This window comes from Aeromonas sp. 62-46 (assembly GCF_001898585.1).
GTDB classification, from domain to species: Bacteria; Pseudomonadota; Gammaproteobacteria; order Enterobacterales; family Aeromonadaceae; genus Aeromonas; species Aeromonas caviae.
Map to the genome: position 1 here is coordinate 40,830 of NZ_MKUI01000023.1, position 18,707 is coordinate 59,536.

At 63.4% G+C, this 18,707-nt stretch carries 15 protein-coding genes and 1 riboswitch; of the genes, 8 read left to right on the plus strand and 7 right to left on the minus strand.

Annotated elements, in window-relative coordinates; genetic code table 11:
• Positions 1–30: 30 nt before the first annotated feature.
• Positions 31–669, plus strand: coding sequence for a cAMP-activated global transcriptional regulator CRP (crp, locus tag BGO64_RS08425; protein WP_010673237.1), 639 nt, complete (start codon positions 31–33; stop codon positions 667–669).
• Positions 670–796: 127 nt separating this feature from the next.
• Positions 797–1,597, plus strand: coding sequence for a putative RNA methyltransferase (locus BGO64_RS08430; protein ID WP_069651817.1), 801 nt, complete (start codon positions 797–799; stop codon positions 1,595–1,597).
• Positions 1,598–1,738: 141 nt separating this feature from the next.
• Here the strand turns inward: BGO64_RS08430 and BGO64_RS08435 are convergent, their stop codons facing one another.
• From BGO64_RS08435 to BGO64_RS08450, 4 genes are all read right to left on the minus strand, one after another.
• Complete coding sequence (locus tag BGO64_RS08435; protein ID WP_103244364.1) at positions 1,739–4,336, minus strand: glycosyl hydrolase family 18 protein; 2,598 nt, start codon at positions 4,334–4,336, stop codon at positions 1,739–1,741.
• Between the two features lie 111 nt (positions 4,337–4,447).
• A riboswitch (cyclic di-GMP riboswitch) is annotated at positions 4,448–4,534 on the minus strand.
• Positions 4,535–4,735: 201 nt separating this feature from the next.
• Positions 4,736–8,197, minus strand: a complete 3,462-nt coding sequence (locus tag BGO64_RS08440; RefSeq protein ID WP_286700458.1) for a hybrid sensor histidine kinase/response regulator — start codon at positions 8,195–8,197, stop codon at positions 4,736–4,738.
• A 63-nt stretch (positions 8,198–8,260) separates the two neighbouring features.
• Positions 8,261–9,403 carry a 3-phenylpropionate MFS transporter gene (locus BGO64_RS08445; RefSeq protein ID WP_286700459.1) on the minus strand — a complete coding sequence of 381 codons (1,143 nt, stop codon included), beginning with the start codon at positions 9,401–9,403 and terminating at the stop codon, positions 8,261–8,263.
• Between the two features lie 261 nt (positions 9,404–9,664).
• A complete protein-coding gene (locus BGO64_RS08450) occupies positions 9,665–11,758 on the minus strand; it encodes a TonB-dependent hemoglobin/transferrin/lactoferrin family receptor (protein ID WP_286700460.1) in 2,094 nt (697 codons plus the stop codon).
• Between the two features lie 196 nt (positions 11,759–11,954).
• On the opposite strand from BGO64_RS08450, the gene BGO64_RS08455 reads away from it, so the two are divergent.
• Genes BGO64_RS08455 through BGO64_RS08465 form a run of 3 tightly spaced genes read left to right on the plus strand, consistent with a single transcriptional unit; the run spans position 11,955 to position 13,942 of the window.
• On the plus strand, positions 11,955–12,929 hold the full coding sequence (locus BGO64_RS08455) for a ChaN family lipoprotein (protein WP_286700461.1): 975 nt from the start codon (positions 11,955–11,957) through the stop codon (positions 12,927–12,929).
• Positions 12,930–12,943: 14 nt separating this feature from the next.
• Positions 12,944–13,477, plus strand: a complete 534-nt coding sequence (locus BGO64_RS08460) for a cysteine hydrolase family protein (protein ID WP_182957147.1) — start codon at positions 12,944–12,946, stop codon at positions 13,475–13,477.
• A gap of 57 nt (positions 13,478–13,534) precedes the next feature.
• On the plus strand, positions 13,535–13,942 hold the full coding sequence (locus BGO64_RS08465) for a hypothetical protein (protein WP_201896623.1): 408 nt from the start codon (positions 13,535–13,537) through the stop codon (positions 13,940–13,942).
• Between the two features lie 64 nt (positions 13,943–14,006).
• Here the strand turns inward: BGO64_RS08465 and hutZ are convergent, their stop codons facing one another.
• On the minus strand, positions 14,007–14,564 hold the full coding sequence (gene hutZ, locus BGO64_RS08470) for a heme utilization protein HutZ (protein ID WP_010673228.1): 558 nt from the start codon (positions 14,562–14,564) through the stop codon (positions 14,007–14,009).
• The gene (hutX, locus tag BGO64_RS08475; protein ID WP_286700462.1) at positions 14,561–15,073 is read right to left on the minus strand and encodes a heme utilization cystosolic carrier protein HutX; all 513 of its coding nucleotides are present in this window, start codon (positions 15,071–15,073) and stop codon (positions 14,561–14,563) included. Before hutX ends, hutZ begins: the two co-directional genes overlap by 4 nt.
• Positions 15,074–15,240: 167 nt before the next feature.
• Here hutX and BGO64_RS08480 point away from each other — a divergent pair, with 167 nt between their 5' ends.
• The 3 genes from BGO64_RS08480 to BGO64_RS08490 are packed head-to-tail and all read left to right on the plus strand — an operon-like array spanning position 15,241 to position 17,921.
• Positions 15,241–16,086, plus strand: a complete 846-nt coding sequence (locus tag BGO64_RS08480) for a heme/hemin ABC transporter substrate-binding protein (protein ID WP_286700463.1) — start codon at positions 15,241–15,243, stop codon at positions 16,084–16,086.
• A complete protein-coding gene (locus BGO64_RS08485; RefSeq protein ID WP_039040072.1) occupies positions 16,083–17,114 on the plus strand; it encodes a FecCD family ABC transporter permease in 1,032 nt (343 codons plus the stop codon). The genes BGO64_RS08480 and BGO64_RS08485 overlap by 4 nt, the downstream gene beginning before the upstream one ends.
• 15 nt (positions 17,115–17,129) lie before the next feature.
• Positions 17,130–17,921, plus strand: coding sequence for a heme ABC transporter ATP-binding protein (locus BGO64_RS08490; protein ID WP_286700464.1), 792 nt, complete (start codon positions 17,130–17,132; stop codon positions 17,919–17,921).
• Between the two features lie 97 nt (positions 17,922–18,018).
• Here BGO64_RS08490 and BGO64_RS08495 read toward each other — a convergent pair whose 3' ends face one another.
• Positions 18,019–18,627, minus strand: a complete 609-nt coding sequence (locus BGO64_RS08495) for a YitT family protein (RefSeq protein ID WP_039040037.1) — start codon at positions 18,625–18,627, stop codon at positions 18,019–18,021.
• Between the last annotated feature and the right edge of the window lie 80 nt (positions 18,628–18,707).

Sequence of the window (18,707 nt, forward strand, 5' to 3'; positions counted from 1 at the left end):
CCATAAAAATGACACTACAGAGGAAGTCTCATGATCATTGGCAAACCGCAAAGCGATCCCACCCTTGAGTGGTTCTTGTCGCATTGCCACATTCATAAGTATCCCGCCAAGAGCACCCTGATCCACGCCGGTGAAAAAGCGGAAACCCTCTACTACATCGTCAAGGGCACCGTCGCCGTCCTGATCAAGGATGACGAAGGCAAGGAGATGATCCTTTCCTACCTGAATCAGGGGGATTTCCTGGGCGAGATGGGGATGTTCGAAGAGAACGAGAATCCGGAGCGTTCCGCCTGGGTACGTGCCAAAGGCGCCTGCGAAGTCGCCGAGATCTCCTACAAGAAGTTCCGCCAGCTGATCCAGGTCAACCCGGACATCCTGATGCGTCTATCCGGTCAAATGGCCAAGCGCCTGCAACACACCAGCCAGAAGGTCGGCAACCTCGCCTTCCTGGACGTGACCGGCCGCATTGCCCAGACCCTGCTCAACCTGGCCAAACAGCCGGATGCCATGACCCACCCGGATGGCATGCAGATCAAGATCACCCGCCAGGAGATCGGCCAGATCGTCGGCTGCTCCCGTGAAACCGTCGGCCGCATCCTCAAGATGCTGGAAGAGCAGGAGCTCATCTCCGCCCACGGCAAGACCATAGTGGTGTTTGGTACCCGCTGACCGGGTTCCGCCGACGGCGCCCGCACAGCGCCGTTGGATAAAAAGGCTGCCCATGGCAGCCTTTTCCGATCCTCTCCCCTATAATCCCGAACGCCCCGCCGTCATGGCCTTCGCCAAGAGAACTCCTATGCACCTTCAATGCCCCCTTTGCCGCAGCCCCCTGCACCTTCATGCCGCCTCCCGCGGGGTCTATTGCGACAACAAGCACCATTTCGATCCCGCACCGGAAGGCTATCTGGACCTCATCCCCGGCAAGAAGAACCCCAAGGACAGCGACAGCCGGGCCCTGCTGCGCGCCAAGCGCCGCTTCCTGGAACAAGGCCACCAGCTGCCTCTGGTGGACGCCATGGCGAACCTGCTCGCTCCTCTTGGCGAGCGCGAGCTTGTCCACCTCGGCTGTGGCGAGGGGTACTACTGCCGCGCCCTGGCTGAGCGGCTGCCCGGCTGGCAGGTCGGCGGTTTCGATCTGGCCAAGAATGCCATCTTCGCCGCCAACAAGGCGCAACCGGAAGGCCAGTTCGTCATCGCCGACCCGGCGCGCGCCCCGCTGCTGCCTGGCACGGCCCAGGTGCTACTGGTCAACGACCTCAAGGTCAAGACGGAACTCCTGGTCAGCTGGCTGGCGCCGGGCGGCTATCTGCTCCACGTGCAGCCAGGCCCTCGCCATCAGTGGCAATTGCGCGTCAGCCTCAATCCGGTGAGCATGGAACATCCCCTGAGCTGGCCCGCCTTCACCGGGCTCGTCAGTGTTGCCCAGCAACGCGCCCAGTTCAGTACGGCGCTGGATCAGGGCCTGCGCGAGCACATTCTGGAGACCAGTCGCCTCGGCTGGCGTGCCAGCGGCGAGCAGCGCCACGCCTTCACCCACCAGGGGCCCGACGCCCTCGAGCAGGATCTGCTGCTCAGCCTGTGGCAAAAACCGCTGTGAACCGGTGACATACCATGAAAAAAAGCCCTGACGGGCCTTTTTGACAAAGCGAGTGCGCCTTTCCCCTGACAGGGAAGAGACACCCGACCACGCAGTAAGACAAAAAATGGGGCCCTCGGCCCCATTTTTCATCACGGCAGATCAGTTGCAGCTCGCCGCGCCCTGATCGACCCAGACGGCGGCCTTGCCGGGCTCATCGCCCTTGGTCCAGTACTGGGCCTTCCACTTGCGGCCGTTGTGGCTGGTGACATCACCGCCGTTGTAGACCACTCCGGCATCCCAACCCAGTTGCACCTGGCTCACCAGTTTCCACTGATCGGCGGTGCGGCTCGGCTCGTTGCCCTGGGTCCAATACTTGGCCTGCCACACCAGTTGCTTGTGGCTCACCTTGTCATTGGTGTTGTAGACGGTACCTGCACTCCAGGCCGGATGGTTGGCCGCATCCGGATCGCTGGCCTCGCAGCCACCACCTGTACTGGCCGGCTTGACGGTCAGGCGGGTAACGGCTGTGGCATCCAGCGCCCCGTCGGTGACCACCAGGGTCAGATCGTAGGCCGTATCACTGGTCACGTTCGAGCCCGTCACCACCAGGGTCGCGCTGTCCAGACCGGTGGCGCTGAGCCCGGCCGGCACTGTCCACTGATAGCTCAAGGCATCACCATTGGGGTCGGAAGCGGTGGCCTTGATGCTCACCTGCTTGCCGGCCTCGACGGTCGCACTGGCCGGTACGCTGACCACGGGGGGCAGGTTCGGCTGCGGCGCCTTGTTGGTGACCACCACCTGATCCTTGGCCGAGAGCCCCTGATCGTCCGTCACGGTCAGCTCGAACACCAGATTGATATCGCTGCTGACGGCATCCAGTACCACACGGGCCTTGGCCTGGGTAACATCCAGCAGGCTGGCCTGGGGTCCGGAGACCTGTTTCCAGCTGTAGGTCAGCGCCCCGTTTTCCGGATCGTGGGAGGCGCTGCCGTTGAGGGTCACCTCGGCCGGGCCGGTGGCACTCAGATCGCTGCCGGCATTGGCAACCGGCGGCTTGTTGGCCGGCGGCAGCGTACCCTCGCCGTGGCCCAGCCCCTCGTGCATGGCGTTGAGGATGTCGCCGTTGTCCGCATCAATTTCCCAGGCGAACAGACCGCCGAGCTGGTTCGCCAGCACGTACTGCCCCTTGGCCTTGACCGAGCGGTCGTTGTCAAAGGTGATGAGGTCGCCACTGCTGGCCTTGAAGACATAGGGGGCCTCGGCCGACTCGTCATAGCCCTGCTCCCAGCCTGCGCCCATGCGGTTGTTGACGATGTCGCGGTAATCCACCACGCCATTTTCCCAGGTACCGCTCACCGGTCCGGTGGCGGTGCCGGTGAAGGGGTTGCCGGCCTGGTAGTTCTTCACTCCGGTCCAGCCACGGCCATACATGGCCGCCCCCACCACTATCTTGCCCGGTGTCACCCCCTGACCCAGCAGCGCCTTGACGCCCTTGTCGGTGGTGTACTTGGTGGCCGGATCCCAGCTGGAGGCAAAGAGGTTGGTCTGGTGGGCCAGATTCGTCAGGTCGAAGGCGCCGCTGAAGTCGTAGCTCATCAGGAAGATGTGGTCCATGTACTGCTGGGCCGCCTGATAATCCACCTTGGCAATCTTGTCACCGCCGGCGCTGATGGCCGAGGTCAGCTCATACTGGCGGCCGGTCTCGGCTTCCAGTTCATCGAGCATGGCTCGCAACTCCTTCATCAGCACCACATAGGTAGCGCCGTCATTCGGGCCGCCCAGGCTGGGGTTGGCCCCCTGTCCGCCCGGGAACTCCCAGTCGATGTCCACGCCGTCGAAGAATTTCCAGGTCTGCAGGAACTCTTTGACCGAGGCGACGAAGGTATCGCGCTTGGTCTTGTCACCCAGGAAATAGAAGGGATCGGAGAGGGTCCATCCGCCGACAGACGGCAGGATCTTGAGGTCCGGGTGGGCCTGTTTGAGGGCCATCAGGTTGCCGAAGTTGCCCTTGTAGGGCTCATCCCAGGCGCTGAGGTTGCCCTGAGACATCTGGATCGCCGCCCAGGGATCATGGATGGAGACCTTGAAGTCTTCGCGGCCCGCACAGGAGCGCTGCAACGCCTCGAAGCTGCCGGAGATCTCTTTGAGGCTGTCGTTGATGCCGTTGCCACCGCAGATGGGGGTGAAGCCGTAGAGGATATGGGTCAGGTTCTGGGCCGGGATCTTGTCCACGGTGAACTTGCGACCATAGACACCCCACTCCACGTAGTAGGCCCCCACCACCTTGCCGGACTTGTTGGCGTAGGGCTTGTTGTTCTCCTTGAGGGGCGCATTGAGCGGCGCCAGGTGGCTGCCGTCGGTATCGGCGACCATCAGCTCCTTCTTGTCGGAGAGGGTGCAGCCGTCGGCGTTGCACAGGGCCACCTGCATCTGGTAACGCCCCCCCTTGGTGACCTTGAAGTTGGCAGTACCCGCGGCGGAGGCCGGGCCTGACCACACCTCCTTGCCATCGAGCAGTACCTTGGCGGTCTGTCCGACGTCACCGGACCAGAGGTTCCAGGTCACGCTGACGGGAGCGCCATCCTTGTGGACGGTCACCAGCTGGTTGTAGGCCGAAGCGGCCTGATTGACTTCAACGATGGCAAACTTGGTGGGGCCGGAGCCAATGGTGGGTTTGCCCGGGGCAGCGGCGAAGGCGGAGGTAGTGCAAAGCCCCCCGACCAGAAGCGCCAGCAGGGAAAGTTTTGGACTTAACATATTTGAACTTCCTTATTTCGTTATTGGAATTAACAACGAAAAAGGCAACGCAACCTGCCAGGTAACGCAGACAACATCGCAACCATGGCTTGGCCCATGGACGATACAACCTGTGGTGGCCCCGCTATCCTAGGTACGCAGACCCTTAGACCGGAAGCTTTGCGTCCCGGACTTTCATCCGGTTTGCCTTTTTGCACAACTTGATTTGCGACAAAAATAATCGCCGAATGACTATAGAGGAGAGTCGCCCGGGTGCCACCTGCCAAAAGTGACACCCAACAAGACTCAATTATCACCAATCACGAAAAATGGCGACGAAAGTGGCGCCATCATCGGCGATCATGACGTCTGGATGGCATTCAATAAATTTTCAGCCAATGCTCGATTCTGTGAGACCAGTCACTGAACCGGCATCAGCAGGCTGTTCATCAGGGCGCGCAGCTTGAGAGGTTTGACCGGTTTGCTCACGTAGCCGAAGCCGTGCTCACGGATCTGTGCCTGCAACTCGCTCTTGCGATCCGCACTGATGATGATGCCGCCGATACCGTTGCCGTGGGCCAGCCTGATCATGTGCAGCGCCTGCAACCCGGTCTTGCCGTCATCCAGGTGATAATCCGACAGCACCAGCGCAGGCAGGAAGCCGCCGCCGATGATCTCTTCCGCCTGCTCCAGGCTCTGGGCACAGCGCACCTCGCAGCCCCAGCGTCCCAGCAGCGAGGCCATGGCGATGAGGATATCCTCCTCGTTGTCGATGCAGAGGATCCTGACCCCTTCCAGCTGACTGTCTCGCAGGGCCGGGGTCGTCACCTGGCTGGGGATGACGGGCCGGGTCGCGAGGTTCAGGGTGATGGCAAAGACGGACCCCGCTCCGGGCCAGCTGCGCAGGGAGAGCTGATGACCCAGCACCAGCGAAATGCCGCGGGCGATGGCGAGCCCGAGGCCAAGCCCCTGCTCCCTGGCGGTGCGGGAGTGATCGAGGCGGGAAAACTCGTCGAAGATCGCCTCCTGCTTGCCCTCCGGGATGCCGGGGCCGTTGTCCCACACCTCGATGCGCACCTTATCCCCCATGCGGCGACAGCCGAGCAGCACCCGACCGCCGGGGTTGTAGCGAAATGCGTTGGTGAGGAAGTTCTGCAACACCCGCCGCAGCAAGCGCACATCGCTGTAGACCGCAAGGCGGCTCTCCACCACGGAGAACTGGATCCCACCGGCCTGGGCCAGCACGCCGAATTCCGCCTTGAGATTGTCCAGCACATCGCTCAGGGCGAAATCGAGCTTCTTCGCCTTGAACTTGCCCGCCTCGAGGCGCGAGATGTCCAGCAGATCCGTGATGAGATCCTCGGTCGCCCCCAGGGCGTCGTCGATGTGGCGAGCGATGCGGGTCGGTTCGTCCTCCGGGGGCAGCATCTCCAGCAAGGAGGAGGTAAAGAGCTTGGCCGCGTTCAGCGGCTGGGTCAGGTCGTGGCTCACCGCCGCAAGGAACCGGCTCTTGGACTGGTTGGCCCGCTCCACCTGCTGGTTTACCAGCAGCAGTTGGCGGTTGAGTTCGGAGAGCTCGTGGGTGCGCTCGGCCACCCGCGCCTCCAGGTGCTCGTTCGCTTCCCGCAGCACCCGCTCCGCCGCCCTGAACGGGGTGATATCGGTGAAGGTCATGACAAAGCCCCCCGCAGGCATGGGGTTGCCCTGCATCTCGATGACCCGGCCATCGGGACGCTCCCGCGCCGAGACATGGGGGCTGCCACGCTTCATGAAGGCAACCCGCCGCGCCACCTGGGCCTCGATGTCTCCCTGACCGCACAACCCCTGTCCGGCGTTGTAGCGGATGATCTCCTCGATGGAACGGCCCACCTGAATGAGACCGGGGGGATAGGAGAACAGCTCGATGTAGCGTCGGTTCCAGGCCACCAGCCTGAGCTCCCTGTCCACCACGGAGATCCCCTGCCCCATGTGTTCGATTGCCCCCTGCAACAGGCCGCGGTTGAAGCGGAACATGTCGGAGGCCTCGTCCACTATGGTGGCGATCTCCTCGAGCTGCATGTTGCGTCCCTGCAGGGCAGAGGCCAGCACCAGGCGGGCGGACGAGGTGCCGAATACCCCCGCCAGCAGTCGCTCCGTGTGGGCGATGAGCTCGGCGGAGGCCTGCATCTGGGGCGCCAGGGTGCCTCCCCGCTCGCCGGCGAAGCGACCGAAGGCCCGCTTGACGCGGCTGGAACCGACGAAGCGGGCCGCCAGCATCTCCAGCTCCTTCACCGAGACCCGCGCATGATAAAGCGCCGAGGTGTCCCGGCTCGTCTTGCCGACGAAGTTGGCGGCCTGCAGCCGCTCGCTCACCGCCGCCCGTGACAGCAGGGAGCCCGCCACATAGCCGGCGAGGTTGAGCAGAAGACTCAGGAAGAGGCACCAGGCCCCCAGACTCAGATCCCGCACCGCCGGCCAGTCTGGGGGCGCCAGCAGGGCTTCGAGGGGGGAGCCTGCCAGCAGTCCGCTCTCCGCCAGCAGGGTCACGAACCAGAGGCTGACCCCGAGGGCGAGCCCGAGATAGACCCCCTTGCGATTGCCATGACGCCAGTACAGGCCGAGCAGCAGGGCCGGTGCGAACTGGGCCACGGCCCCGAACGAGAGATAGCCGATGCGCGACAGACTGGTGAGATCCCCGAGCCAGAGATAGAGCGCCCAGGCCGCCAGCAAAATCAACAAGATGGCGCCCCGACGCACCTGCAGCAGCAACCGCATCAGGCGCTCGTCCCGCCCCTGTTGCCAGACCCGGCGCAGCAGGACCGGCAACACCAGATCGTTGCTCACCATGATGGCCAGGGCGATGGTGCAGACGATCACCATGCCGGTGGCCGCCGAGGTGCCGCCGAGGAAGGCCAGCATCGCCATGCCGTCGAATCCGAGGGACATGGGGAGGCTGATCACATAGGTGTCCGAGGCCATGTCTGCCCCGACCCACTGCTTGCCTGCCAGCGCCAGCGGCCAGATGAAGAGCCCCATCAGGAAGAGATAGAGGGGGAAGATCCAGCGGGCCCAGTGCAGATCCTGCCCCTGGTTGTTCTCCACCACGGTCACGTGAAACTGGCGCGGCAGGCAGATGACGGCACACATGGCGATCAGGGTGTAGATGGCGAGCTCCAGCAGGCCGCCCGGCGTCACCGCCACCACCGCATCGAGGAAGTCGCCCGCCACCAGGGTACGCGCCTCGCTCGGTCTGGCGATGATGAGCCAGAGCGCAAAGCCCCCCACCGCCATGAAGGCGAGCAGCTTGACCACGGACTCGAAGGCGATGGCCACCACCATGCCCCTGTGGTGCTCGGTGGCATCCAGGTTGCGGGTGCCGAACAGAATGCTGAACAGGGCCAGCAGCAGGGTGACCCCCAGCGCCAGCTCCGCCATGTTGCTGGTGGGGCTGACCCCCGTGCTGTTGGCCATCAGCAGATCGAGCCCGGTGACGATCGCCTTGAGCTGCAGCACCAGGTAGGGAAGTATCCCCATGACGGCGATGAGGCTGATCACCATGGCCAGGCGCTGGGACTTGCCATAACGAGCGGCAATGAAATCGGCGATGGAGGTGATGTGCTCACGCTTGGCCACCAGGATGAGGCGGGCCAGCAGGCGCCAGCCAAACAGGAACACCAGCATGGGGCCCAGGTAGATGGGCACCGGCGACCAGGGGGATTCGCTGGCCTGGCCCACGGTGCCGAAGAAGGTCCAGGAGGTGCAATAGACCGCCAGCGACAGGCTGTAGAGCAGAGGCTGCCCCTTGGGGCGACGGCGCTTGTTCTTGTCCGCCACATAGGCGATGAGGAACAGCAAGCCCAGATAGGCGAGCGACAACCCGATCAGCAGCCATCCTTGGTGCATCTATCTACTTCCCTTGTCCAGATAAGTCGGAGGCCTGCCGCGCCAGAGACCGGCAGACCTGTGTCATCGGCCCTGTTCAGGGCTCTCTTCACGCAGCCGCAACACGAAGACCGGCAGCACTACCAGCACCATGATAAAGAAGATGCCGCCCCCCAGCGGCTCGAACAGCACGCCGCAGATCGCCATCAGGGCCGCCACCGTCATGCCAAGACCCAGGGCCGCATAGAGCGCCTGGGTGGGGATCTGCTGCTCCGCGGGCAACTGGCGGGTCATGAAGCGGATGGCGCCGAGGTGACTGACGCAGAAGGTGACCCCGTGCAGCAGCTGGCCGAGCACCAGCACCGCCAGGTCGGTAGAACTGCCGAGCAGCACCCAGCGCACCACGCAGCCAAGGGCTCCCACCAGAAACAGGGTCTGGGCGCCGAAGCGCTGGAGGAAGCGCTTGTCCGCGGCGAACATGGCGATCTCCGCCACCACTCCCAGAGCCCAGAGATACCCGATCAGGGTGCCGCTGTAGCCGGCGCTCTTCCAGTAGATGGCGCTGAAACCGTAGTAGGCCGCGTGGCTCCCCTGCAGCAGGGCGGTGATGAGCAGGAAGCGGCGCACCGGGGCCGACCTGAGCGTGACGAGCAGCGAGGCCTTGGCCCGCTCCCCTTGCAGCTCCCGGGGGGCGGGCCGCAGCGGCAGCAGGCTGAGCCCCAGCATGATCAGCAGCCCGGCCACCATGGTGTGCAGCACCCAGTCGCTGCCAAAGTTGCCCACCAGGGCCCCCACCAGGGTGGAGGCGACGATAAAAGCAAAGGAGCCGCACAGCCGCACCTTGCCGTAGTCGAGGTGGGTCTGAACCACCATGCGGGTGGCAAGCGCCTCTCCCATGGGCATCAGGGTCGGGTAGATGAAGTTGGCCGCCAGGGTCAGCATCACCAGCCACCAGAGGCTGTGGCCCAGATAGAAACCGAGGAAGGCCAGCAGACTCAGCAGACAGAGCAGCCGGGTGACGGGCAGCAACTGGCCGGCCCCCTTGACTCGCCCCATCACCATCAGGTTGCCGGCAAAGCGGATGGCCATGCCCACCCCCAGCAACAGCCCTATCTGTTCAGTACTCACCCCGATGCCTTCCAGCCAGAGCGACCAGAACGGCAGATAGGCGCCATAAACGAAGTAGAAGGCGCCAAAAAACAGGGCTAACCAGGAGAACGCGGGCATAGAGGCTCGGGCTGCATGACAAGGGGCACAAATGATAACCGATTTCGGGGCGGGGATCCCCAGGCGGCATGACAGATAAAAACCATAATTATCAATAAAGTTGAACCTTTGTCACATCCCCCTGTCTATTGGGTAACACCGCTTCCTGATGAGTGTTGCAATCCTTCCACCCGCCCCTGGCGGGTTTCTTTTTTGCAGACGCCGACCTTCATGACAAAAGGGGCCCGAGGGCCCCTTTTCCTTCATGCTGGTCGACGACCATCAGAACACGTACTTGACCCGTGCACTGAGGTTGCGGCCAGGCTCGGTCTGCTTGCTGGTATCTGCGGTGGCGGCAAGGCCGGTGATGCTCTCGTAGCTCACGTACTCCTTGTCAAACAGGTTGAACACCCCCACGTTGAGCTGCAGGTCCTGCACCGGCTTGAACTGGGCATAGAGATCCACCACGCCCCAGCCTGCGCTCTTGATGTTGTCGTTGCCTCGCGCATCCTTGCCCACCTTGTCCATGTCGTCGGCAAAGCGCAATGCGGTGTTGATGTTCCAGTTCGGCTGCTCCAGACGCACCCCGACACTGCCGTTCAGGGGGCTCAGGCTGTTGATGTAGTTGCCCTCGCCATCCTTGCCCTCGATGTAGGCCAGGTTGCCCCAGACGTTGACCAGCTCGTTCAACCAGTAGTCTGCCTTGGCCTCGGCCCCCTTGGTGGTCGCCTTGTCCAGGTTCTGGTACTGATAGAGGGCGGTACGGCCTTCGGTGCCCACGGCCGTCAGCTCGATGAAGTCGTCGAACTTGTTGTAGAAGGTGGCCACTTCATAGCTGAACCCGCCACGGCTGCCGCGCACCCCCAGATCGATGCCGTCGCTGCTCTCTGGCTTGAGGTTCGGGTTGGGCTCGATGCGATAGCCATACACCTGGTGGTTCAGGGTGGAGAAGGCGTTGTCATACATGGGCACCTTGAAGCCGTGGCTGTACTGGGCGAACAGGTTCGCTGCCTCGTGCGCCTTGAACACCAGCCCCAGCTTGGGAGAGAACTCCCCTTCGGAGATCTTCTTCATGTTCTCGCCCGTGTAGGCGGGATCCTCGTCCGGGGTCATCTTGTAGTAGTCGTAACGCACGCCCGGGGTCAGCACCCAGCGCTCGCCGAACTTGATCTCGTCAAAGGCCCAGAGCGCACTGCGCTCGCTGGTGGTGGAGGGGAAGCTCAGCTCGTTGTAGCCGACGAAGTCACCCGGAACGGTCGGCCCCTTGAAGCGGGTGCGCTCGTTGTCGGTGTGCTCGTATTCCAGGCCCCAGGCCAGACGCTGGCTGGCGAGCGCCTTGTTGAACTTCACCTGGGCGCCCAGGCTCTCCTGCTCGAAACCGTTGTGATCCAGGGAGTTCTTGGTCACATAGGGGTTGCCCGGCATGACCGGATACTTGGACGAAGCGTACTGATCCAGGGTCTGCTTGGCGCGGCTGTAGTAGATCTTGCTGTCCACGCGATCCGCCCAGGGGGCGTTCAGGGCGAGGCCATGATCCAGTACCAGGGAGAGGTTGTCGGTCTCCTTGTCGGTAATGGGCTGGTTGAAGACGGAGCCCGCCTTGGTCAGATCGATGGCATCCGGATCCTGCCCCTCGGTGAAGTAATCCACCGTCAGTTTCAGGAACTGATCATCGGAGAGATTCCACTTGCTCTTGAACAGCACGGCCTGGCTGACGATGTCGAACTCGTTCTTGTCGCCGTCATAATTCTGGGTGACACCGCCATCGCGCCAGGTGTAGCGCAGCAGGTTCTCGACATCCCCGGCGCGCAGCGCACCCGTGATGCCGGCCATTCTCTGGTGGCTGCTGGAGGCATAACCCGTGGTCGCATCCAGATAGCTGTCGCGGCCCTTGAGGAAGTCGCCAGCATCCTTGGTGGTGATGGCAATGACGCCTCCCAGGGCATCGGAACCGTAAGCGGCGGAGGCCGGCCCTTTGGCCACTTCCACCTGCTTGATCATATCGGTGTCGAAGTAGGTCTGACCCACGCCGCCGTTCTTGTAGGCATCGTTCTGGCGCACACCGTCCTGCACCACCTTGACCCGGTTTTCGCTCATGCCGCGAATGGTGAAGGTCTGGGCATCTCCTGCGCCTCCCTGCACGCTCACCCCGGGCTCATAGCGGAACAGATCGGCGACGTTGCTGACGACCTGCTCTTCAATCTGCTCCGAGGTAATGACGGCGATGGGACCGGAAACATCTTCCAGCTTCTGTTCCATCCGGGAGCCGCTGACGACCATGACTTCATCGGCTTTCTTGTCTGCGGCGAAAGCGGGGGAGATCAGCCCGGCCGCCACGGCGAGGGCTATCAGGGAGGGGGTGTTGTTGTGCGCCACTGCAAAGTCCTTATTGAGAATTATTATCAAGCGGAAGGCATATTACCCCGCCAGAGACAAAGATCAATAATAAAGTGAATCATTCTCATTTCACTTTGTCATCATTCCCCCTTACACTGGCGCCACTTTTTCGCTCGCCATGCCGCCATCCCATGGTGCAGCCTTTTCCCATCCTCTGTTTCTTGAGTGAGTAACCATGATCCGACGACTCCCCCTGCTCGCCCTGCCCCTGCTGCTGCTGCTGGCCGCCTGCGCCACCACGTCGCAGAACACCCCACCCGAGACCCTCTATGACGCACGGCTCGATACGGCCCAGGGGCAGGCGCTGACCTTCGAGCAGGCGGTGGCCCGGGTGGCGGATGCCGACATCGTGCTGGTGGGGGAACTTCACACTCACCCGGCCATCCATCTGTTGCAGGCCCGTCTGCTGGCGGGGCTTGACGAGATATCGCAAGCCGATGGCCGGGCCCTGGTACTCTCCATGGAGCAGTTCAGCCGCGCCGATCAGCCGGTGCTGGATGCCTACCTGGCCGGACGCATCGGCGAATCGGCCCTCATTCGAGATGGCCATGCCTGGCCCAACTACCAGAGTGATTACCGCCCTCTGATGGAGTTCGCCAAGGCGCAGCACCTGCCAGTGATTGCCGCTAATGCCCCCAAACCTCTGGTGAGCTGCGTCGGTCAGGAGGGACCGGCCTGGCTCGACAAACTGCCGGCCAATCGCCGCAGCCAGCTGGCCCGCGAGCTGACTCTGGGGGATGACGGCTACCGCCAGAAGTTCATGGCTTCCATGCACCATGGGGATGCGGACGGCAACGCCCGTCGCTTCGCCGCCCAGACCAGCTGGGACGACACCATGGCCGAAAGCATGGTGGATTATCTGGGCAAGCATCCCGGCAGGCGCATCATGCATATCGCAGGCAACTTCCACGTGGAGGGGGGACTCGGGATCGCCAGTCGCATCGCCAGCCGCAATCCGGCACTCAAGGTGGCACTCATCGTGCCGCAAACCGGTGACGAGACAGCCCCCGGGAGAGACGCCGATGTCAGGGTCCGCATCGCTCCCCTGCCGGAACGCTGGCTAAATGCAAAGGAAATGAAGCAAGATATGGGCGCACTGCATCAATCCCGAAGCCGTGACTGCAGCCAATGGTTGCAACCCTCAAAATAGCCCAAGGATTTCATATGGATGTGTTACTCGTCATCGACATGCAACAGGGGTTGTTCGATAACCCCCGCCATCAGGATGCCCAGGTCATCGCCAACATCAATCGTCTGGCCGATCGCGTGCGGGGCCAACACGGACGGGTCATCTATGTGCAACACGACGAACCGGGTTCCGAACTGGAACCTGGCAGTGCGGGCTGGCAACTGCACGCCGATCTGGCCCCGTCTCCCCACGACAGCCGGGTGCGCAAGACCGCCTGTGACAGCTTCCTCGATACCGAGCTCGGCTTCCTGCTGGCAGAGCAGTCGGTAGACAGACTGCTTATCTGCGGCTGTGCCACCGACTTTTGCGTCGATACCACGTTGCGCAGCGCCGCCGCCAGGGGCTTTGACGCCTTTGCGGTGACCGACGCCCATACCACGGCGGACAGGCCGCACCTGAGTGCGGAGCAGATCATCCAGCACCACCACTTCATGTGGCAGCATCTGAGCCTGCCTCAAGGCAGAAGCGTGACCCTGCTCACGACGGATGAGCTGCTGGCCACCATTTAACCCGAGCGGGCGTGTTAAGCTGCCCGTCCTGATGTGAACACCCGATTGGAGTCTTGTGTGCGTCTACTCTCTGCCGTTGCCCTCACGCTGCTGTTACCGGCGCTCACCGCCTGCTCCGGATTGCCGGGGGCAGCACCCGATGGCCCGGCCCCCCTGTTCCACACCCATATCAGCGACGACGGGAGCAAGCGCTTCACCTTTGAGGCCGCCCCTCTCGACGTCCTGCCCACCCGGTTGCAGGAGGGAGATGACAACCGGCTGAGCCGCCGCGACAAGAGTTTGCTGGAACGCCGGGAAGCCCTGCAGGACGAGCAGCTCACCCAGATGCTGGCCACACGCAAGTATTGCCGAAGCGGCTATATCGTCCTCAGCCAGACCTCCTGGAAGATCCGCGGGGAATGCAACGAGAGCGCCACCCAGGCCGATCGCGATGCCTTCCCCAACCTGGCAGGCTGGCAGGAGTAACCCGGGACATAACAACAAAACGGGCAGCCCAGGCTGCCCGTTTCTCATCTCGCTGATTGTCCCCTCAAACGGGTTCATCCGCCGGGCTGGTCAGCTCGGCGCCATTGTCGATGCGTTTGTGCCCTTCCACCAGGTGAACGAAGTCCACCAGCTCGTCGCCGGAGACACGGAACGCCTGACCGAATCCTTTGACGAACAGCCCCTGCTCGGGCTTGAGCCTAAACAGCACGAAGTCCTTGAGGTTGGAGAGCCCTTTGACGATTTCGCCGAAGCGCCCTTCCAGCGCCGCAACGGCCTTCTCCCAGCGTGCGTCGTCGCGCGCCACCACCTCGGCGACCGCATCGAAGGTCAGACGCTTGCGGGCAAACAGCTCGCGGGCACCGGTTTCGTCCTCGATCAGCATCAGCGATACCTTGGGCACCTGTTGCAGGTTGCGGGCGTGGCGAGCTATCTCGGAGATGAGCACATAGTATCCATCTTCCTGCAGCACGAAGGGGGCATAGCTGGCATTGGGGTTGCCTTCGCCATCCACAGTGGCGAGCTGCAGGGTACGGCAACCGTCGCGGAACTCGCGGATCTCCGGTTGCAGGCGGTTTTGCAGGCGCTCCTGACGTTCACTCATGCTTTCACTTCCTCTTGATACTGACGGCGCAGGGCCATGAAACGCTCCACCTGCTCAGGCAGCAGTTGACGCTGCTCGTCCCGGCCCAGGTAGATCTTGAAAATGCAGCGGCCACTGTGGCCGAAGAACTGGAAGGAGTGCCCTTCCTTGCCCATGAAGAGCTTGCTGACCAGAGCGATACCCGCCACGTTGTCGAGCTTGAGGTGGCCGTGCAGTTCGCCGTCCCGCCCCATCAGGTTGTAGTAGCCGCGCGCGTTCTTGCCCTTGGGGAAGGGAGCCTTCACCTCGAAGATGGAGCCATCGGATTCGACGATGGTGGTCACCTGCCCCCAGCTGGACAGGTCCGCCAGCAGGGCTTCGGCCTCCCCGGCCGGCACTGACGTCATCAGGGCGGCAGGCAGATGGCGTACCACCTCCCACTCGCTGACGGCCAGCTCGGTGGCGATAGTGGACGGGTGGGCACTGGGGTCTTGCTCCAGCAGCGCCTGAATGCGTTGTGCAATGCTCATCGGTTCTCCCTGGATGATCTGGCGATGGTGCTCGGTGTCGCGGCGGATACTGTAATAAAGCGCCCCAAGTAACGCAATTGATAATCGCTTTCATTCTCAGTGCATTTTGATGGACGACTTGATATTCTCGGCGGCAACCCTATTTCATTCACCCTTCGGAGGTTCGCATGGGCCGTCGTTTTGCCCTCGCATTCAGCCTGCTCGGCTGTGCCCTTTCCCTCTCTTCCCCATCCGCCATGGCGGTGGAGCGTATCGTCAGCATAGGCCCGGCCACCACGGAACTCATCCTGGCGCTGGGGGGCGAGCAGAGCCTGGTCGCCACCGATGTCAGCAGTCCGGAGCCCAGAGGCGTGCCCAAGGTCGGCTATCACCGCGCCCTCGCCGCCGAAGGGATCCTGAGCCTCTCTCCGACCCTGGTGGTCGGCAGCGACGAGATGGGCCCGAACAGCACGCTTGATCAGTTGCGCCGTGCCAACGTCAAGGTCGAGGTCATGGCCACAGCCCCTACGCTGGCCAACCTCAACGAGCGCATCGATACCCTGGCCCATCTCCTGGGTGACCAGGCGGCAGGGAGCAAGCTCAAGGAGGAAATTGCCGCCCAGAGCGACACCCTGGCGGCGCAGGCGAAGCAGAACAAGCCCCTCAAGGTCGCCTTCCTGCTGCTGCACAAGGGTCAGCCCACCAGCATCGCCGGTGGCAACACCACCGCCAGCGCCCTCGTCACCCTGGCGGGCGGCGTCAATCCGGTGGCTGGGCTCCACGACTACAAGCCCGTCTCCACCGAATCCCTCATCGAGCTGCAACCTGATCTGGTGCTGGTGAGCGGCCGCGACTGGCAGCAGTATCAGGATCCCGACGCCGTCCTGAGCCAGGTGCCCGCCCTGTCAGCCACCCCGGCAGGCAAGAACAAGGCCATCCACGCCATCGACGGGCATGCCCTGCAAGGGGGGCTCAGCCTTCGTTCCCTGCAACAGGCGAACCAGATCGCCCAGTGGATCAAGCAGGGTTCCTGATGCGCCTGCCTCTGCCCTGGCTGCTCGCCCTGACCGGCTGCGCGCTGGCGTTGCTGCTGGTCGGGTCCCTCGCGACCGGCCCCATGTCCCTCTCCCTTGGCGAGAGCCTGCGCGCCCTGTTTGCCGGACCACAGAGCGGGATTGAGGCTCACAAATTATTGATCGTGCAGGAGATCCGTCTGCCACGAACCCTGCTCTGCATCGCCGTGGGGGGCATTCTCGGCCTCTGCGGCGCCGTCATGCAGGGACTGTTTCGCAACCCCCTGGCAGACCCCGGCATCATAGGGGTGTCGGGCGGGGCGGCACTCGGCGCGGCCCTGGCCATCGTGTTGCTCGCCCCGTTGGGTTCGCACCTGCAGAGCCTGCTCGGCCTGGGGTTGCTGCCCCTGCTCGCCTTTCTCGGCGGAGCCCTCACCACCACCCTCGTCTATCTGCTGGGTACCCGGGAAGGGGGCACCTCGGTCACCGTGATGCTGCTGGCCGGGGTGGCCATCACGGCGCTCTCCGGCGCCGTCATCGGACTGCTCACCTACCTCGCCGACGATCAGATGCTGCGCAACCTGAGTCTGTGGCAGATGGGCTCCCTGGCGGCAGGCAAGCCGGTCGATGTGACGCTGGCGCTGCTGACCCTGGCCGCTTTGCTGCTGCTGTTCATGCGCGATGCCAATCCCCTCAACGCCCTGCTGCTGGGAGAAGGAGAGGCACGGCACCTGGGGGTGAACGTGCAGACACTGAAGCGTCGCCTCATCCTGCTCACCGCTGCCGGTGTCGGCGTGGCGGTGGCCGTGGCGGGCATGATCGGCTTTGTCGGCCTGGTGGTTCCCCATCTGGTACGGCTGCTGGCCGGTCCCAACCATGTCCGCCTGTTGCCGCTGTCTGCCCTGTTGGGGGCTGGCCTGCTGCTGGGGGCCGATATGCTGGCACGCACCCTGCTCGCTCCGGCCGAGCTGCCCGTCGGCATCATCACCGCCCTGCTGGGGGCCCCCTTCTTCATCTGGCTCTTGGTCAAGAGCCGCCGAACCCTGTAACAGGAGATCGTCACCTTGCCCGGATCCCCCTCCCCCCTGATCAGTTGCCGGGGTCTTCGCCTCAGTCGTGGCAACCGGCTTATCCTGGACAGCCTGGATCTCGACCTGCATGCCGGCAGCCTGACCGCCCTGCTCGGCCCCAACGGGGCGGGCAAAAGCTCACTGCTCAAGTGCCTGACCGGCGAGCTGGAACATGAAGGGGAGATCCACCTGTTCGGCCAGACCCGCAGGGGGTGGGCCGACAACGCTCTGGCCCACAGGGTCGGTGTGCTGCCGCAAAGCTCCTCCTTGAGCTTCCCCTTCCTGTGCGAAGAGGTGGTGGCCATGGGCCGGCTGCCCCACAGCGAGCCTGCCAGCCGGCGCGACGAGATTGTCCGCGCCGCCATGACCCACGCCGGGGTCGACCATCTGGCGAACCGCCTCTATCCCGGCCTCTCCGGCGGGGAGCGTCAACGGGTGCAGTTCGCCCGGGTGCTGGCCCAGATCTGGCAGGCCCCGGAGGAACCGCAGCAAGCGCGGCTGCTGCTGCTGGACGAGCCCACCTCGGCGCTGGATCTCAAATACCAGCACCAGTTGCTCGCCATGGCCCGGGCGCTGGCCGGTCGCAACACCGCCGTGCTGGTGGTGTTGCACGACCTCAATCTGGCAGCCCGCTACGCCGATAGGCTGGTGATGCTGGAGCAGGGCAGGCTGATGGCTGACGGCAGCGCAGGCGAGGTGCTGACCCCGGCGCTCATCGCGCGACTCTACGACTACCCCGCACAGGTGATCCACCACCCCGAGAGCGGCGTCCCCATGGTGGTGTGACCCCCAGGGGCAGATAGCAACAGAGCGCCATCAGGCGCTCTGTCTTTTTGCGGTATCCAGCCCTGGGCTGACCAGCAGGGCAATCCCCACGGGTACATCAGGCTATCTGGTAGCGCCCCGGCTTGTGATTGAGTGTCAACACCAGATTACAGATGATGGCGGCCACCACGGAAAGCGCCAGCAGCCAGGGGGAGACCACGAAGAAAGAGGCGACCACGATGGCGCAATCCAGCCCCATTTGCAGCTTGCCTGCCCGCACACCCCATCTGTCCTGAATGAAGAGCGCCAGGATGTTGAAGCCCCCCAGGCTCGCCTTGTGGCGGAACATGATGAGCAGCCCCATGCCGATCAGGGTGCCGCCGATCAGCGCCGCATAGACGGGTTCGATCTTGCCGATTTGCAGCACGGCGTTGAGGTGATCCGTCATGAAGGAGACGGTGGCCACGGCGGCAAAGGTATTGAGGGTGAAACGCGGCCCCATTCTGAGCCAGGCCAGGGCATAGAAAGGCAGGTTCATGGCGAAGAACAGCAGGCCGAAGCTGATGCCGGTCACCTGTTGCAGCAGCAGCGCCAGGCCGGCGGTGCCACCGGTGAGCAGGCCGACCTGATGGAACAGGAAGATGCCGAGGGAAACGAAGCCTGCTGCGGTCAGCAAGGCGAGCACATCCTCATAGAGCGGGTGCGCAGAGCGTGAAGTGTTGTCCATAACCAGGTATCCAGTCGCGAAGCAAGAGAGTGTTGGCCGCCCGTCGGGCGGAGCGAGCCCCGTGAACCGGGGCTTCGTTA

Excerpts from the sequence above, each read along its gene's own strand:
- crp (WP_010673237.1), top strand. The coding sequence starts at position 31 with ATGATCATTGGCAAACCGCAAAGCGATCCCACCCTTGAGTGGTTCTTG.
- hutZ (WP_010673228.1), bottom strand. The coding sequence starts at position 14,564 with ATGAGTGAACGTCAGGAGCGCCTGCAAAACCGCCTGCAACCGGAGATC.
- hutX (WP_286700462.1), bottom strand. The coding sequence starts at position 15,073 with ATGAGCATTGCACAACGCATTCAGGCGCTGCTGGAGCAAGACCCCAGT.
- BGO64_RS08435 (WP_103244364.1), bottom strand. The coding sequence starts at position 4,336 with ATGTTAAGTCCAAAACTTTCCCTGCTGGCGCTTCTGGTCGGGGGGCTT.
- BGO64_RS08430 (WP_069651817.1), top strand. The coding sequence starts at position 797 with ATGCACCTTCAATGCCCCCTTTGCCGCAGCCCCCTGCACCTTCATGCC.
- BGO64_RS08445 (WP_286700459.1), bottom strand. The coding sequence starts at position 9,403 with ATGCCCGCGTTCTCCTGGTTAGCCCTGTTTTTTGGCGCCTTCTACTTC.
- BGO64_RS08440 (WP_286700458.1), bottom strand. The coding sequence starts at position 8,197 with ATGCACCAAGGATGGCTGCTGATCGGGTTGTCGCTCGCCTATCTGGGC.
- BGO64_RS08460 (WP_182957147.1), top strand. The coding sequence starts at position 12,944 with ATGGATGTGTTACTCGTCATCGACATGCAACAGGGGTTGTTCGATAAC.
- BGO64_RS08480 (WP_286700463.1), top strand. The coding sequence starts at position 15,241 with ATGGGCCGTCGTTTTGCCCTCGCATTCAGCCTGCTCGGCTGTGCCCTT.
- BGO64_RS08455 (WP_286700461.1), top strand. The coding sequence starts at position 11,955 with ATGATCCGACGACTCCCCCTGCTCGCCCTGCCCCTGCTGCTGCTGCTG.
- BGO64_RS08495 (WP_039040037.1), bottom strand. The coding sequence starts at position 18,627 with ATGGACAACACTTCACGCTCTGCGCACCCGCTCTATGAGGATGTGCTC.